The 14,265-nt window shown below is 62.8% G+C and carries 13 protein-coding genes; 3 read left to right on the forward strand and 10 right to left on the reverse strand.

The genetic code is table 11. The annotated features are described in order from the left end of the window. Position 1: 1 nt before the first annotated feature. The 8 genes from tatB to AB4037_RS22655 all read right to left on the reverse strand — a co-directional run bounded on the left by tatB (position 2) and on the right by AB4037_RS22655 (position 7,942). Entirely contained in the window at positions 2 to 448 is a 447-nt protein-coding gene (gene tatB, locus AB4037_RS22620) for a Sec-independent protein translocase protein TatB (protein WP_434956336.1), read from the reverse strand. 100 nt (positions 449 to 548) lie between these two features. Further along, positions 549 to 779 carry a twin-arginine translocase TatA/TatE family subunit gene (locus AB4037_RS22625; RefSeq protein WP_434956335.1) on the reverse strand — a complete coding sequence of 77 codons (231 nt, stop codon included), beginning with the start codon at positions 777 to 779 and terminating at the stop codon, positions 549 to 551. A gap of 123 nt (positions 780 to 902) precedes the next feature. After that, positions 903 to 1,535, reverse strand: coding sequence for an SMC-Scp complex subunit ScpB (scpB, locus tag AB4037_RS22630; protein ID WP_441773167.1), 633 nt, complete (start codon positions 1,533 to 1,535; stop codon positions 903 to 905). A 233-nt stretch (positions 1,536 to 1,768) separates the two neighbouring features. Further along, positions 1,769 to 2,566: a segregation and condensation protein A gene (locus AB4037_RS22635; protein WP_441773016.1), complete on the reverse strand. Its 798-nt coding sequence runs from the start codon at positions 2,564 to 2,566 to the stop codon at positions 1,769 to 1,771. Further along, positions 2,567 to 3,589, reverse strand: coding sequence for a beta-N-acetylhexosaminidase (gene nagZ, locus AB4037_RS22640; RefSeq protein WP_441773017.1), 1,023 nt, complete (start codon positions 3,587 to 3,589; stop codon positions 2,567 to 2,569). It lies immediately after the preceding gene. 243 nt (positions 3,590 to 3,832) lie between these two features. Continuing rightward, positions 3,833 to 5,521 carry an SPOR domain-containing protein gene (locus tag AB4037_RS22645; RefSeq protein WP_441773018.1) on the reverse strand — a complete coding sequence of 563 codons (1,689 nt, stop codon included), beginning with the start codon at positions 5,519 to 5,521 and terminating at the stop codon, positions 3,833 to 3,835. 65 nt (positions 5,522 to 5,586) lie between these two features. Continuing rightward, on the reverse strand, positions 5,587 to 6,714 hold the full coding sequence (locus tag AB4037_RS22650; RefSeq protein ID WP_441773019.1) for a DALR anticodon-binding domain-containing protein: 1,128 nt from the start codon (positions 6,712 to 6,714) through the stop codon (positions 5,587 to 5,589). 7 nt (positions 6,715 to 6,721) lie between these two features. Further along, positions 6,722 to 7,942, reverse strand: a complete 1,221-nt coding sequence (locus AB4037_RS22655; protein ID WP_441773020.1) for a deoxyguanosinetriphosphate triphosphohydrolase — start codon at positions 7,940 to 7,942, stop codon at positions 6,722 to 6,724. A gap of 654 nt (positions 7,943 to 8,596) precedes the next feature. Here AB4037_RS22655 and erpA point away from each other — a divergent pair. Beyond that, on the forward strand, positions 8,597 to 8,926 hold the full coding sequence (gene erpA / locus AB4037_RS22660; RefSeq protein ID WP_434956329.1) for an iron-sulfur cluster insertion protein ErpA: 330 nt from the start codon (positions 8,597 to 8,599) through the stop codon (positions 8,924 to 8,926). Positions 8,927 to 8,930: 4 nt separating this feature from the next. Beyond that, positions 8,931 to 9,713: an exodeoxyribonuclease III gene (gene xth / locus AB4037_RS22665; protein ID WP_441773168.1), complete on the forward strand. Its 783-nt coding sequence runs from the start codon at positions 8,931 to 8,933 to the stop codon at positions 9,711 to 9,713. A gap of 38 nt (positions 9,714 to 9,751) precedes the next feature. Here the strand turns inward: xth and AB4037_RS22670 are convergent, their stop codons facing one another. After that, positions 9,752 to 10,495, reverse strand: a complete 744-nt coding sequence (locus tag AB4037_RS22670; RefSeq protein WP_441773021.1) for a FecR family protein — start codon at positions 10,493 to 10,495, stop codon at positions 9,752 to 9,754. A gap of 270 nt (positions 10,496 to 10,765) precedes the next feature. Here AB4037_RS22670 and AB4037_RS22675 point away from each other — a divergent pair, with 270 nt between their 5' ends. Further along, the gene (locus AB4037_RS22675; protein ID WP_441773022.1) at positions 10,766 to 12,943 is read left to right on the forward strand and encodes a CHASE2 domain-containing protein; all 2,178 of its coding nucleotides are present in this window, start codon (positions 10,766 to 10,768) and stop codon (positions 12,941 to 12,943) included. A gap of 170 nt (positions 12,944 to 13,113) precedes the next feature. On the opposite strand, the gene AB4037_RS22680 is transcribed toward AB4037_RS22675, so the two are convergent. Further along, entirely contained in the window at positions 13,114 to 14,013 is a 900-nt protein-coding gene (locus AB4037_RS22680; protein ID WP_434956326.1) for a tetratricopeptide repeat protein, read from the reverse strand. Between the last annotated feature and the right edge of the window lie 252 nt (positions 14,014 to 14,265).

Below are 14,265 nucleotides of genomic sequence, written 5' to 3' on the forward strand. Positions count from 1 at the left end.
CTTAGGATTTGAACGCTGCGAGAGGGGCGAAGGCGGAAGGGATTTCGACGCCGACGAGTTTGGAGGCCAAAGGCGAAGAGCTGGGGCCGGCGATGGAAGGTTCGCTCGCTGTGGCATCCAGGACGGGCGCAATCGCAGCCGGGCTGAGAGGCGGCTCCGAATCGAAGACGGAGGACTTCAGGGCATTGCGAGCGAGGCCCGCGGGACTGCCAATGCTACTCAAGGTTGCCGCCGATTGGCGCAGCGTGTCGAATTCCTTTTTGACATCCTCGAGATTGGCTTCCTTGAGGGCTTCGTTGAACTGGCCTTGAAACTCGCCAGCCATCCGTCGCAACTTGTTCACGCCTCGACCGAGGGAGCGCATCGTGCTGGGCAGTTCCTTGGGGCCAATGACCACGACAGCCACCGCGCCCACGATCAGGATATGGCTCCAGCTGATATCAAACATGCAACGCTCGGTCTGGCGAAACGAAACGCTCCGCGCACATACGCGGAGCCTAAAAAGACCCAGTCTTCAGGTCGACCTCACCGGCGCAAACCGCGCCGGCTCAGCCTACCTTGGTCTGCTCGGTCGGATTGACGGTCGTGCCGGCCTGGGTGTCGATCGTCTTCACCGGCTGCTGGGCAGCAGCCGGTTCGTCGTCAGCCATACCCTTCTTGAAGGATTTGATGCCCTTGGCAACGTCACCCATCAAGTCCGAAATCTTGCCACGTCCACCAAACAGGACGAGTACGACGACAGCCAGAATGATCCAGTGCGTAATACCCCATGTACCCATGACACCCTCCAACGCGGCAAAGCCGATCGCAACAACACAACAACGGCGCCGCACGCGACCCGATGATCCCAGTGGAATCTAGGCGGGCTTAACGGCAAAAACAAGAACGTTCGCCGTTCTTACTCAACCTTCATGTTCGGGTTCCGGTTCCGGAAATGCGAAAGAGAGGTCGGCAGTCTCCAGAGGCTCCTCGTCCGGCGTCAATGCACTGTCATCATTGGGCATGGGCACGCTGAAGCCGGGTGGCAGGCGGCCATCGAGCAAGCCCGCGCCCTTGAGTTCATCGAGCCCCGGCAGATCACCGACGCCGTCCAGGCCGAAATGCTCCAGAAATGCTGGCGTGGTGCCATAAGTCACCGGCCGTCCCGGCGCACGCCGGCGCCCGCGCAGGCGCACCCAGCCGGTTTCCAGCAACACGTCAAGGGTGCCCTTGGAGATCGAGACCGAGCGGATATCCTCGATCTCGGCACGGGTTACCGGCTGGTGATAGGCGATGATCGCCAAGGTCTCCATCGCCGCCCGCGACAATTTGCGCGTCTCATAGGCATCACGCGACAGGATCCAGGCGAGGTCGTCGGCGGTGCGGAAAGCCCAACGCCCCCCCAGCCTGACCAGATTGACACCACGCGTGGCATAGTCGGCCTGCAGGGTGCCGATGGCAGCGCCGATATCGGCCCCCTCGGGCAGCCGCGACGCCAGCGTCGCCTCGTCCAATGGTTCCGTCGCCGCAAACAGCAAGGCTTCGATCAAGCGCATATGCTGCTGCAGATCGGTCTGCTCCGTGCCTTCCGGCTGGAACGATGCAATCTCGCCCAAGGTCTAATCCTTCCCTATGCGGGCCGCGCCACGAAATTGAGCGCTTACCTGCATGGCCTGCCAACACCAGTCTGCCCCCGACGGAGTGGCCGTCACCCGCCCTGCCTCCAAGGCCAGAAACTCCGCAAGCGCTTGAAATTCTGCAGATTCCTCCTGATCGAGCCATGGTTCGATCAGGAGGAATCTGCTTGCCCAGCATCACCACGCGAGCGCAGATAGATCGGCGAGAAGGGAGTAGCCTGGCGCAGATCGAGCTTGCCTTCCTTCACGAGTTCGAGGCTTGCAGAGAAGCTAGAGGCCCGAACCGTAGCCCTTGTCGAGGGCTCGGCCAGATAGTCCACCAGAAATTCGTCGAGACTGAGCCAGTCCGCCGCCGGGCCGATCAACGATTCCAGCAATTCGCGTGCTTCGGACAGCGTCCAGACATTGCGCTCGGGCAATTTGACATAGCCGACCATCGCCCGCTGGCGCTGCTGGGCATAGGCGCAGAGCAGATCGTGCAGCGTCGCCTCGAATCGCCCGTGATTGTTGAGCCGGATGCCCTCGGGCATGCCTCGCTTGAACACGTCGCGGCCAAGCACTGCCCGCTCCTGCAACTGGGCGGCGGCATTGCGCATGGCTTCCAGGCGCTGCAGGCGGAAGGCAAGGGCCGCGGCCAATTCCGCTGCTGGAGGCTCCTCGCCCCTTGGCGATTCCGGCAGCAGCAGGCGCGACTTGAGATAGGCCAGCCAGGCCGCCATCACCAGATAGTCGGCCGCCAGTTCGAGGCGGACGCGGCGGGCCTCCTCGACGAAGACGAGATATTGCTCGGCAAGGGCGAGGATAGAAATCCGCGTGAGATCGACCTTCTGGCGACGCGCCAATTCGAGCAGCAGATCGAGCGGTCCTTCGAAGCCATCGACATCCACGACGAGCATGGGATCGCTGACCGCCTTATCCGCCCTCACCTCCTCCTCGAATTCATCGCTCATTCAGACCGTCTCTCCGCCGGCGAGCGCCCCAGCCAGCCGTTCACGCGCCTCGTCAATGTCGAGCGGCTCCGGCAAATGCCGGATGCGGGCCAAGGCGGCATCGGCGCGGCGCCGCGCCTTGCCTGCCAAGCTTGGAGCGGCACGCGCCACCCCGATCATTTCATCCATCTTGCCATTGCAATGCAGGCCGAGATCGCAGCCGGCCGAAAAGGCGGCCGCCGCCCGTTGCTCCAATGTTCCTTCGAGAGCCTGCATGGAAAGATCGTCACTCATCAGGAGACCATCATAGCCGATCGCCTTCCTGATCACATTCCGGATCACCTTTCTGGACGTCGTAGCTGGGGATGACGGGTCCAAAGCGTTGTAAACCACATGCGCGGTCATCGCAGCGGGCATGTCGGCGAGCATGCGGAAGGGCAGGAAGTCGAGTGATTCGAGTTCGGCTGTGCTCGCCGTCACGATCGGCAGCGAGAGGTGGCTGTCGACGCCGGCCCGGCCATGCCCCGGCATATGCTTCATGACGGGCAGCACACCGCCAGCGATCATGCCCTCGGCGGCCGCCCGGCCCAGCGTGCCCACCGTAGTAGCGTCGAGGCCATAGGCCCGGTCGCCGATCACGTCATGAGCCCCTGGTACGGGAATATCGAGCACGGGCAGACAGTCGACATTGATGCCGACCGCCAGGAGATCGTGCGCGATCAGCCTCGCCGCCAATCGGGTGATCTCGCGGCGCGTCACCGGATCATTGGTGTGGATTTGGCCATAGCGCCGCGCTGCCGGATATTTGGGCCAATGGGGTGTGGTCAGGCGCTGGACCCGCCCCCCCTCCTGGTCCACCAGGATCGGAGCGTCACGCCCCACTGCGTCGCGCAAGGAAGCTGTTAAGGCCCGCACTTCCTCCGGCGTGCCGACATTGCGCCGGAACAGGATGAAGCCCCACGGATTTGCATCCCGGTAGAAGGCGCGCTCGTCGGACGTGAGCGACAGACCGGAACAACCCAGGATCAGCGCTGATTGGGGCATGGCAGTCTCCTCGTGCAAAGAGCGTTCATGGCTGAACGCTCTTTGCTCTAACTCATTGTTCTGGCGCGTCTTTGCGATTCCAGGTGATTCCGTCAAATCGCAAAACGCTTTGGCTTTCAGAAAAATCTGCGAAGGTCGATCAGGCCAAACTGGATCGGGGCGATCGGAACTCGGCTCCGGTCGCCCCGATCCAGTTTGGCCTGTCGAAAACTCTCAAATCTGCAGTCTCGGAGCGGCCCGCAATCAGTTGCGGGCGATCACGCAGTCACCGCCGGCGGCCTTGAGCTTGCCGCAGAAAGCCGTAGCCTCGGCCGGGGTGGACCAGCCTCCGACACGCACCCGGTAATAAGTGCCGCGATCAGGCAGATCGACCTTGCGGATCGAAGGCTTCATACCGTTCAGCACGGCTGCGAAGCGGCGCTGCAGCGACTGAAAGGCGTTCTGGGCGTCGGCCGGCGTGCGCTGCGACGAAACCTGGACGACATAGCTGCCATTGGCGACCGGGGCAGCGGTCGGAGCCGCCGCCGGGGCAGCCCCAGCGGCTGGCTCGGCCGACGCCACCTGTGCCGGCTTTGGCGCCGGAGGCATATGGCGGGGACGGACCGGCGGCACCGCCGGCGGTGCCGCCGGGGTCTGCGTCGGTTCGACCACCGTGGTGGCGCCGCCATCCTCCTCGCCCGGCAGCGCCTGCGCGGGTGCCTGGTCGTCCGGCAGGGCAGCAGCCGTGCCGGCAGGCACGGTTGCGACCGGGGCAGCCGGTTGACCAGAGCCGCCCTGCACAAGCGGAGCGGCATCGGGGGCCGCGGGAGCGGCCGGCGCCGTCTCGGACGATGGCTGGCCGGCCGGAGGCGTCGGCGCCAGGGCCGAGACATCGAGAGAACGGGTCTGCTGGGCAGGCGGCTCCGCATTGGTGATCGGCGCTTCACCGGTCACCACCGAACTATCCGGCATGATCTTGATGGTCTTCACGCGCCGCGGCTCATCGGGTGCCTGCGCAACCCGGGTTTCCGCAGTGTTGCTGGCCGTCTGGTCGGGCGTCGTAGCCCCCTCGGGATTGGGGAGCACGATGTTGCTGGTGGTCACCGGACGCGTCGCATTGGCGTCGGGCGCCGCCTGAGCCGGCGCTGCCGTCCCTTCCGGACGCGTCGGCACCACCGCAACCGGCTGCTCCTCATGACGCACCAGCCTTTCGTTGGCGACGGAGGCGGTCTGGTTGCTGCGATTGAAGATCTCGTGAGTCGGCTGGCTGGCGGCCGCTGCGTTCTCGGCCGGCTTGATCTTGACCGGATCGGTGCTCGCCTTGATCACCGGCGGCGCGCTGCCGATGCCAGGGATGTCGCTGCCGACGAAGCCGCCCTTCTTCCAGACATAGGCCATACCGCCGCCGATGCTGGCGACAAGAACGAGAGCGGCAAGGCTGACGGCACTGCCGCGTGACTTGCGGCGTGGTACCCGGGCCTCGGCACGCGGCGCCAGATACTCGTCATCGGCGGCCGGAGCATAGCGATCTTCCTCGCCCTCGGGATAGGCCTCGACATAGGGATTGCCGTCGTGGTCGACCCAAACGCCACGTTGTTCGTCATAGACCCATTCGGGCCCTCGCTCTTCACGTTCATCGTCGAAGACATAGGCCTTCGACGAGCGCGTGGCGACATCTCGGTCGTCGTAATATTCGTCCTGATAGGCCTGCGCCTGCTCTGATTGCGCGTGTTTGGTCACGGTTTCGGGATGGCCGTCGCGAACCTCGTGCCCGTTGCGATCATAGCGATCCGTCATGCCCGCCTCCCGCGAACGCAAAACGCCGGCCGCACCATAGGCCTTTGTGTCGCGCCTTTCAGCATAAACATCGTGATCGGCGCCTGTGGTTGCCAGATCTGCCAGCCATTGATCGCTGTTGCTGGCTTGTGCACGGCGATGTTCGGTTTCAATCATGACTCGTTCCTGACCAGGCTGGTCGACCACCGGGGCGATCTGCGGCCAAAGCGGCCGATCTCGTTTCAGCGCATCTCGTCCGGCGCAGAACTGCCGAGCAAGGCGAGTCCAGACTTAAGAACCGTCTCGACCCCGCGCACCAACGCCAAGCGGGCGCCTGTTAACAATCGATCATCATCCCTAATGAAGCGTAAATGCGGAGCACCAAGGCTGCGATAATATTGCTGGTGCAGCCCGTCGGCGAGGCCACACAGGTGCTGGACCACCCTGTAGGGCTCGCACTGCCTGACGGCGAGATCGATCTGGCTTGGATATAGGGCGAGCAGGCGTAGAATCAACCGTGCTCCCTCATCCTCGAAAGCGCGGACATCCCAACGACTGTGGTCGAAATCGACATGCCCCATCCCTTCGTCCCGCTGGCGCAGAGCGCAGCAACGAGCATGGGCATAATGCAGGTGAAAGACGGCATTGGCATGGCTCTGGTCGGCCAAATGGTCGAGATCGAGCACGAGCGGAGCGCCGGCGGGCTGCATCAGCATGCCCAGGCAAGCGGCATCGCGACCGACGACGCCGGCGACCACCGAAAGATCGAGATCGTCTGCAAAGCGGCCCGCCATGGTGGCAGCTTCCCGCCCTTTCACGCCAAGGAATGGTCCGAGCCTGACAACGACATCGGCTTTCTCAGAGCGCGTCCGAAAGCGCCTGTCTGCACGAAAACCGAGATGCTCGATCATGTTGGTCAAGGCGGTGCCGACAGCCTCGCGGCGCGCCGGCGACAAGGGCCTAGTGCTCTGCGGATCCGTGGCGTGAAAGGCGATCGTGGAGAAACCTGCCCCGCCGCGCTCGCTGGCGCCATAGCCGCTACCGGCCTCCAGCACAGCGGCAAGCATCCGTGCCCAGATGGCCGGCGTCAGCGTCAAGTTCAAAAAACCGGGTCCGGCAATGTCGATGGCGCCGACGCCTTCGATGCCATCCAGCGTTTCGGCGAAGAGACCAGCCAGGGTCCGGGATGGCAGTGCCGCCGGCCGGCTCAGTACGAGCGCAGCGTTGCAGGTGAAATCTCCCCGCCCCGACCCGCCTGGCGCTTCGATCTCGATCGAGGCCAGGTCGAGACCAGCCGGCAGACGACCCGCAGCCTGCAACGAGGCGACGGCTCCCTCTACACCGCGCCTGAGCCATTCGATCAGGTCCATGGCGGCGTCAGCGCAGATCCGGCGCCGTTCCGAACAGGCGCCGATGCTCGTTGAGAGCGAAAGTATCGGTCATGCCGGCAATATAGTCGGCGACACGGCGCGCACGTTTGTCCTCCCGAGCGGTTTCCAGCCCTTCGCACCATTCGGCCGGCATCAGGCTGATATCCGCAAACAAGCCATCGAACAGGCGGGTCACCACTTGTGCGGCATGCGAGCGGACGCGCATGACCCGTTCGTGTCGGTACATGTTGGGATAGAGAAAGCCCTTGATACCCTTGTCGGCCTGCGCGACGGACGGCGAAAAGGTGATGAGCATCTTGCCGGCGGCCCGCACGTCCTCGCTCGACCGGTAGAGCCCGGATGTGAAGGCAGCCTTGCCCACGCCGATCACGTCCTCCACCAGCCGGGTGATCACGCGGCGCATCAATTCGTGGGTGGTGCGCCCACGGTCGAGCCCGGGATGTTGCTCGGCAATCTCGGCGAGCAGTTCCCCCGCCAACGCTACCTGCTGCATGTCCGCAAGTTCGAACAGGCCGGCGCGCAGCCCGTCATCAATGTCATGTGCGTTGTAGGCGATGTCGTCGGCGATGGCGGCGGCTTGCGCTTCGGCGCTGGCGAAACTCTCGAGTTCGAGATTCTGCTGAGCCTGATATTCCAGGATGGCGACGGGGATGCCCCGTTCGCGATAGCGGGCGACGGGGCTACCATCTGCCCGCAGCAGAGGTCCATTATGCTTCACCAGCCCTTCCAGGGTTTCCCAGGCAAGATTGAGCCCGTCGAACTCGGCATAGCGCCGCTCGAGGCGGGTGACGATGCGCAGAGACTGGGCATTGTGGTCGAAGCCGCCATAGGAACGCATCGCCTCGTCCAGCGCGTCCTCGCCGGTATGGCCGAACGGCGTGTGGCCGAGATCATGAGCCAGTGCCAGTGCCTCGGCGAGATCCTCGTCGAGCGCCAGTGAACGGGCGATCGAACGGGCGATCTGGGCAACCTCGATCGTGTGGGTCAGCCGGGTGCGGTAATGATCGCCCTCATGCGCGACGAAAACCTGGGTCTTGTGCTTGAGGCGGCGGAAGGCGGTGGAGTGGATGATGCGGTCCCGGTCTCGCTGGAAATCGGTCCGCGTCGGTGACTGCGGCTCAGCGAACAGCCGTCCGCGCGATCGAGGCGCCACCGCCCACGGGCCACGAGGGCGGATCACGCAATCGGGTATGTCGAGTTCGGCCATCGCGCCTCACGCCTTGCTTGCGCCTGCATAGAGACTGCCACGGGTCATGGCAAAGCTTCTTTCCGAAGTGGCGGACGTCGCAGCAGCCCACAGGCGTGCCCAGTATCGGCGACCTGCTCTCGATATGCGCGCCATGTCCGAAACGGACGGGAAACCCACACGCCGGGAAGCCGGCCGGCACTCTCGCTGGTGGAACGCTAGCGCCCAGGGCAGTGACATCCCCGGCTTATCGCTCACCGATACGCAGGCCGGGTCGCCGCATAGCCTTCACTGGCAACGAGGAACGCGGCCTATGGCAGGCGCAAGGCCGCTGGCGCTATAATGTCATCGACAACACTGCGGAGCGCATGCCAATTCTTTTCGAGATCGAAGAGCGTTTGGAATCCGGCGGACAAGCCTTGTTCCCCTGCAATCCTAGAGCAAAGTGCGTGCACAATTGAACGCCGATTTGCTTTAACTCTTTGTTTCAGCGCGTCTTTGCGATTTTTGGGAATTCCATCTCATCGCAAAACGCATTAGGAAACGTCGTTTTTCTGGATGCTGCCCATCCGTACCCAGTTCGGCTTCGCTCTTCACGCTACACGATCGAGCATTGAACCTTCGGCCCTTCGCACATATTTTCGGAACAGGACGCAAGCAAGTTTGCAGGATGCCATGACCAGCCCCGTTTCCGTAAGCGACCGCGCTGCGCGCCGGATCGCCAAGATCCTTGAGAATGAACCTTCCGGCTCGATGCTGCGCATCAGCGTGGAGGGGGGCGGCTGCTCCGGCTTCCAATACAAATTCGTGTTCGACACCCAACGTCATCACGATGATTTGGCGATCGCCAAGGAAGGCGCCACGGTACTGATCGACGAGATGTCGCAGCACTATATGGAAGGCGCCGAGCTCGATTATGTCGAGGATCTGATCGGTTCCGCCTTCAAGATCAACAACCCGCAGGCCACTGCTGCTTGCGGCTGCGGCACGAGCTTCTCGGTGTAACATGGTGCGTATTGCCAGTTGGAACGTGAACTCCATCCGCCAAAGGCTTCCCCATCTGCTGGGTTGGTTGAAGGACGCCCAACCGGACGTCGTCTGCCTCCAGGAGATCAAATGCGTCGACGAGGCCTTTCCTGCCGCCGACATCGAGGCGCTGGGCTACAATGTCGCCGTCCACGGCCAGAAGACCTTCAATGGCGTGGCAATTCTCTCCAAACACCCGTTCGACGAAGTGAAAACGCGCCTGCCAGGCGACGAGGGTGACGAACAGGCCCGCTATATCGAGGCCGTAATCTCGACCGCCTCGGGAGCGCTGCGCGTCGCTTCGATCTACCTGCCCAACGGCAATCCGGTCGGCACGGAGAAATACCCTTACAAGCTCGGCTGGATGGAGCGCCTCAGGCTGCATATCGGCGGTCTGCTCGCGCTGGAAGAACCCTTCGTGATGGCGGGTGACTACAACATCATTCCGCAGGTGGCCGACGCCAAGAATCCGGCCGAATGGGTGAACGATGCCCTGTTCCTGCTGCAGAGCCGCTCCAAGTTCCGCGAATTACTGGCCTTGGGCCTGACTGATGCCTTCCGGGCCTGCGAGGATGCGCCAGGGCACTACACCTTCTGGGACTATCAGGCCGGCGGCTGGCAAAAGGACAACGGCATTCGCATCGATCATCTGCTGCTGTCGCCGCAAGCCGCCTCGCGCCTCCAGGGCTGCGCCATCGATAAGGCGATGCGCGGGCAGGAAAAGGCTTCCGACCACGTGCCGATTCGCTGCGATCTGGCCCTCTGACGGTCGAAGAACTCGTCGTCCAGTCGACGACCGGGGCGTCAGCCTCGCTGCTGCGGCGGGTTGAAAGTGGGGAAGTTGAAGCCCGGCCGCCTCTGGCCACGATTCTTGCCGCCCTCGCCGCCATAGCGTCCGCAGAGCTGAGCCCCGGCGCCGGTCTCGGCACAATGGGGCGAGAACACCACCGGCGGCCCGCCCCGGCGCGATCTACTTCCGGGGAAGATGGTGATGGTATCTCCCCGCCGTTTCAGAAGGGGACAACGCCGCTTGCGCTCCTCGTCGATCGAGAGCCCTTTCTGACGCGGACAGACCTCGATGACACCTTCCCAGATGGTGAAGCGTTCATAATTGTTGCTGATTTCAGCGGTGAAATTGGTCCCTCTCACGCCGATGCCGGCGAGCGGCGTCTGGATCCAATAAGCCTTCTTGGCGGAGAGACCGCTGGCAAAGCGAAACACCCCCTTCGACAGGCCGATCACCACATCCCTGGCCTGCCCGCCCGAATAGACGAAACGATCGAGCTTGGCCGATGACGAGGAGCCCAGCGCCAGACGCGTCTGGTCGAGGAATTTGATTTCAAGCGCGCCGGAAGGGCCAGTGCGCACAGTCTCGTCGCGATAGACCGCAATATCGACGCCGAGTTCCCCCGAAACCGTGCCGATGGCGGCGGGGGTGACGCCGACCGTATTGCCCACGGTCTCCGCTGCCGAAGCGGGCATGGCTGCAACCGCGCAGAGGGCGCCTAGTCCCAGGAGACGGAAGGTCAGGAAGCGCGATGAGGGCATGCCGGTAACCCGTTGGAGAGACTGTGGTCGTATCGTTCTTGCCGGGAAGCGGCACCCATTCTCCGGCACCTTCTCCAAGCGAACCGATTTGCAGGTGCCGATGCAATCTTCATCATGACGCATTCGCTTCCACGATCAAGAGGCGAGGGTTTTCGAATCTGCAACCGAATGGCCCGCCCGAAAACATCGAGATTGGGATAAATCACTGGCAGACTATGCCGAATTACTCCAGTAGTAAGCTTCGGGGCGGAGTGTGAGCGTGACATCGATATGCGGCTGAAGCGCTTCCTGGGATATCCGCTGGTGGTAGCCATACCCCTGCTGATCTTCAGTCTGCTGACCTTGCTGAGCCCGGCCCCGCTGCCTCGGCTGCAGGACATCGTCTTCGATACCTACCAGCGCTGGCACGCGAAAGGCAGGGACCCCGATTCGCCCGTGCGTATCGTGGTGATCGACGAGAAATCCCTCGCCGAGATCGGCCAGTTTCCCTGGCCGCGCAACGTGATTGCCGAACTCACGCGCAAGCTCGCCGATGCCGGAGCCGTCGTTATCGCGTATGATATCCTGTTCAGCGAAGCGGATCAGACCTCGCCTGGATTGCTCGTCAAGAAATTGCCGACCAGCGCCGAACGAGAAGCGTTGGAAAAGGCAATGTCTCCGTCCACTGCCTCCTATGATGTCATGTTCGCCCAGACCATGGAACAGACACCGGTCGTGCTCGGCGTGCTTGGAACCGATGTGGGGGAGCCGGTCAAAATCAAGAGCGGATACGGGCAATTGGGGGACGATCCGATCAATTTCGTTCAGGCCTTCCCCGCTGCCAAGATGCCGATTCCCGTGCTGTACGATGCTGCCAGGGGCGCCGGCACCATCAACTGGCTCCCAGATGGCGACAGCGTCATTCGCAAGGTGCCGACTTTCGTCGCCATCGGCGGCAAGATGGCGCCATCCCTGTCGATGGAAACAATTCGCGTCGCCATCGGGGCCGACACTTTCATGGTGCGCTCGTCCAATGCCAGCGGCGCGCCGGCCTTCGGCGTTCAAAGCGGCATCAACACCGTCAAGATCGGTGACGGCGATAGGGCCATCTTCATCGACACCGACAGCAACGGCGAAGTCCGACTGGTTGCCCGCCGCTCGGAGCCCTCGTCCTGGATCTCGGCTGCTTCCGTGCTGGACGGCACCTTCAATCCTGAGGACGTCAAGGATCACATCATCTTCGTGGGGGCCGTCGCCATCGGCCTGCGCGACCAGAGGACGACCTCTGTCGAACTGGCGCTCCCCGGTGTCGAGGTACACGCACAGATCGTCGAGCAGATTCTCGCCGGTGCCAGCCTGGTGCGGCCAGACTGGATGCGGGGTGTTGAAGCCTTCCTCATCATCTTGCTCGGCGTCCTGCTCGCCTGGATCTTGCGGCGCACCCGCAACATGCCGCTGGTTTCGACCGTTGCAGGCCTCTCCATCCCGATCATGATCGCCTGCTGGAGCTGGATTCTCTATGTGCGGCAGGGCGTGCTGTTCGATGCGGTGATGCCGGGCACGGGCATTCTCATCATTTTCCTCGCCGCCACGGTCTATCATTACCAGGAGGCCGAGCATCGGCGTGCGGAGGTGCGCAGCATGTTCGGCCGCTTCGTGACGCCGGCGGTGGTGGAGCGGCTGGTCGAAGCGCCGGATCGCATCGTGCTCGGCGGCGAGATCCGCGAACTCACCATCATGTTTTCCGACGTGCGCAATTTTACCGGCATCGCCGAGACGCAGTCGCCGGAAGGCGTGGTGTCGCTGATCCGGCGCATCCATACGCCGGCGACGGAGGCCGTTCTTCGCCATAGCGGCACTATCGACAAGTTCATCGGCGACGGCATGATGGCGTTCTGGAATGCGCCGCTCGACATGCCGAACCATGCGTCTCTTGCCTGCAAGGCCGCGTTGGATATCGCCATCATGGCGCGCGCTTTCCGTGATCCGCCGATCCAGATGGGCATCGGGTTGCATACGGGCGAAGCCTGCGTCGGCAATCTCGGTTCGGAGCAGCGGCTCGAATATTCGGCCCTCGGCGACGCGGTCAACCTCGCCTCGCGCCTGGAAGCCCTCACGAAGCTCTATGGCGTGGAGATTCTCGTCACCGAGGCCACCAGCCGCGCTGCCGCCGACATGCCTTTCCTGGAACTCGATCGTGCCATGGTGCGTGGCCGCCAGGGCGCCATCGGCCTCTTCGCCCTCCATACCGGCGAGGCGGACACCGCCTTCCTCCGGCTGCAAGGCGCCCAGGCGGAAATCCTGCCGCCCTATCGGGCCGGCGATTTCGTTGAAGCCCTCAGCCTATTGGAGAAGAATGCCTCGACCTACCAGGGAGGGTATCAGCGCCTCTATGACTATTACTCAAACCATTTCAAAAAGTTGATAGAAAATCCGAAACCCAATTGGCAGGGCGTGACCCAGCTTTGATCGCTGCACGTTCAACGCTGCCCGGTTCTACTTAGCCTCGAAAATACTGACATCCTGAGGATAGGGCTGCGATCCGATGAAGAGCGGATCTCAATGCGGATTGATATAATCCGCGGCGCCACATAACGCCCGAGGTCGCGTCTCACGCCTCCCCGAGCCGACGCATCGGATCAGGAATGATCCTTGAGGAACTGCGCCAGATAGGTCAGGCACATCTCGCGCTCGTCCGGCGTAGCCTTGGCGAAGGCATCGTCATACAGATCGATGATCCACTGATCACGCTCGCCATTGGCGCCGTCGCGCGCCAGAGTCAGATACATCAGGCCACGAGCGCCTTGGCGAGGCATGTCGCTTGCCGACAGCAGGAGATGGCCGAGCACGGCTTGGGCCTGGCGATGGCCTTTGTCGGCGGCCAAGCGCAACCAGCGGCCGGCCGTGATGGCATCGCGCTTTTGCACGGTATTGCCGTCGAGATAGATGCGGCCGAGATTATATTGCGCGTCGCTGTCACCGAAATAGGTGGCGGCATATTGGAACAGCTCGGTCGCGTGCCTGGGGTTGGGCTTCACCTCATTGGGGATGCCGGAAACATAATAGGAGCCGAGCGCGACGATCGCGCTGGAGACGAAGCGGGCCTGGGCGGTATCCGGGCTGTCCTCGCCATGGGCATCGACGATGGCCTGATAATAGTCGAATGCCTTCTTGTCGTCGCGAGGAACGCCATCCCCTTCCGAATACATGCGGGCGAGCTTCCACTGGGCCAAAGCATGGCCCTTGCTGGCGGCGAATTCCAGTGCCTGGGACGCTCCGGCGAGGTCACCGGCTTTATAGGCCTTGGTACCGTTGCGAAAGGCCTGCATCGGAGAAGGATCATCCGCCGGCGTCTTGGTGCCATCGAAAGCCTGTGCCCCCACGCAACCCAGGGACAGGAAAAGGCCGAGACCACCGGCGCCGAGAAGGCAGCGCAGCCAGGTCAAGGATTGGCCATGACGCGCCTGGACCCGGCCTGCGGATCCGCCAGCGTCCTGCCAGTCGGCCAAGAGAGAAATCTGGTTCATCGTGAAGGACATAGCCGACACTTCTGCCGATTCTTTGACCGATTCACGGCAGCTCTTATGCCAAAGCCGCAAAGTTGATGGCTTTTTCGCGACGGTGCCGACCGGCCAGCGGAATCCCCCGGGCACGTGGACACGACCACTGGCAAGTCCGGCGCTGTCCAATGCGTGTTCGCGAAAAGCTCTATCCAAGTTCGACCGCCACTTAAGCAACTCAACTATGTCCAGCACGCTGGAGATCTCTGGATGCTCCAAGGTGCGGGCTGA

Source organism: Labrys sp. KB_33_2 (genome assembly GCF_052114505.1).
Taxonomy (GTDB): domain Bacteria; phylum Pseudomonadota; class Alphaproteobacteria; order Rhizobiales; family Labraceae; genus Labrys.

Coding starts and splice junctions, on each gene's coding strand:
- AB4037_RS22625 (WP_434956335.1), bottom strand. CDS start 779: ATGGGTACATGGGGTATTACGCACTGGATCATTCTGGCTGTCGTCGTA.
- scpB (WP_441773167.1), bottom strand. CDS start 1,535: ATGCGCTTGATCGAAGCCTTGCTGTTTGCGGCGACGGAACCATTGGAC.
- AB4037_RS22655 (WP_441773020.1), bottom strand. CDS start 7,942: ATGGCCGAACTCGACATACCCGATTGCGTGATCCGCCCTCGTGGCCCG.
- AB4037_RS22680 (WP_434956326.1), bottom strand. CDS start 14,013: ATGTCCTTCACGATGAACCAGATTTCTCTCTTGGCCGACTGGCAGGAC.
- AB4037_RS22675 (WP_441773022.1), top strand. CDS start 10,766: ATGCGGCTGAAGCGCTTCCTGGGATATCCGCTGGTGGTAGCCATACCC.
- AB4037_RS22650 (WP_441773019.1), bottom strand. CDS start 6,714: ATGGACCTGATCGAATGGCTCAGGCGCGGTGTAGAGGGAGCCGTCGCC.
- AB4037_RS22670 (WP_441773021.1), bottom strand. CDS start 10,495: ATGCCCTCATCGCGCTTCCTGACCTTCCGTCTCCTGGGACTAGGCGCC.
- erpA (WP_434956329.1), top strand. CDS start 8,597: ATGACCAGCCCCGTTTCCGTAAGCGACCGCGCTGCGCGCCGGATCGCC.
- AB4037_RS22635 (WP_441773016.1), bottom strand. CDS start 2,566: ATGAGCGATGAATTCGAGGAGGAGGTGAGGGCGGATAAGGCGGTCAGC.
- tatB (WP_434956336.1), bottom strand. CDS start 448: ATGTTTGATATCAGCTGGAGCCATATCCTGATCGTGGGCGCGGTGGCT.
- nagZ (WP_441773017.1), bottom strand. CDS start 3,589: ATGCCCCAATCAGCGCTGATCCTGGGTTGTTCCGGTCTGTCGCTCACG.
- AB4037_RS22645 (WP_441773018.1), bottom strand. CDS start 5,521: ATGATTGAAACCGAACATCGCCGTGCACAAGCCAGCAACAGCGATCAA.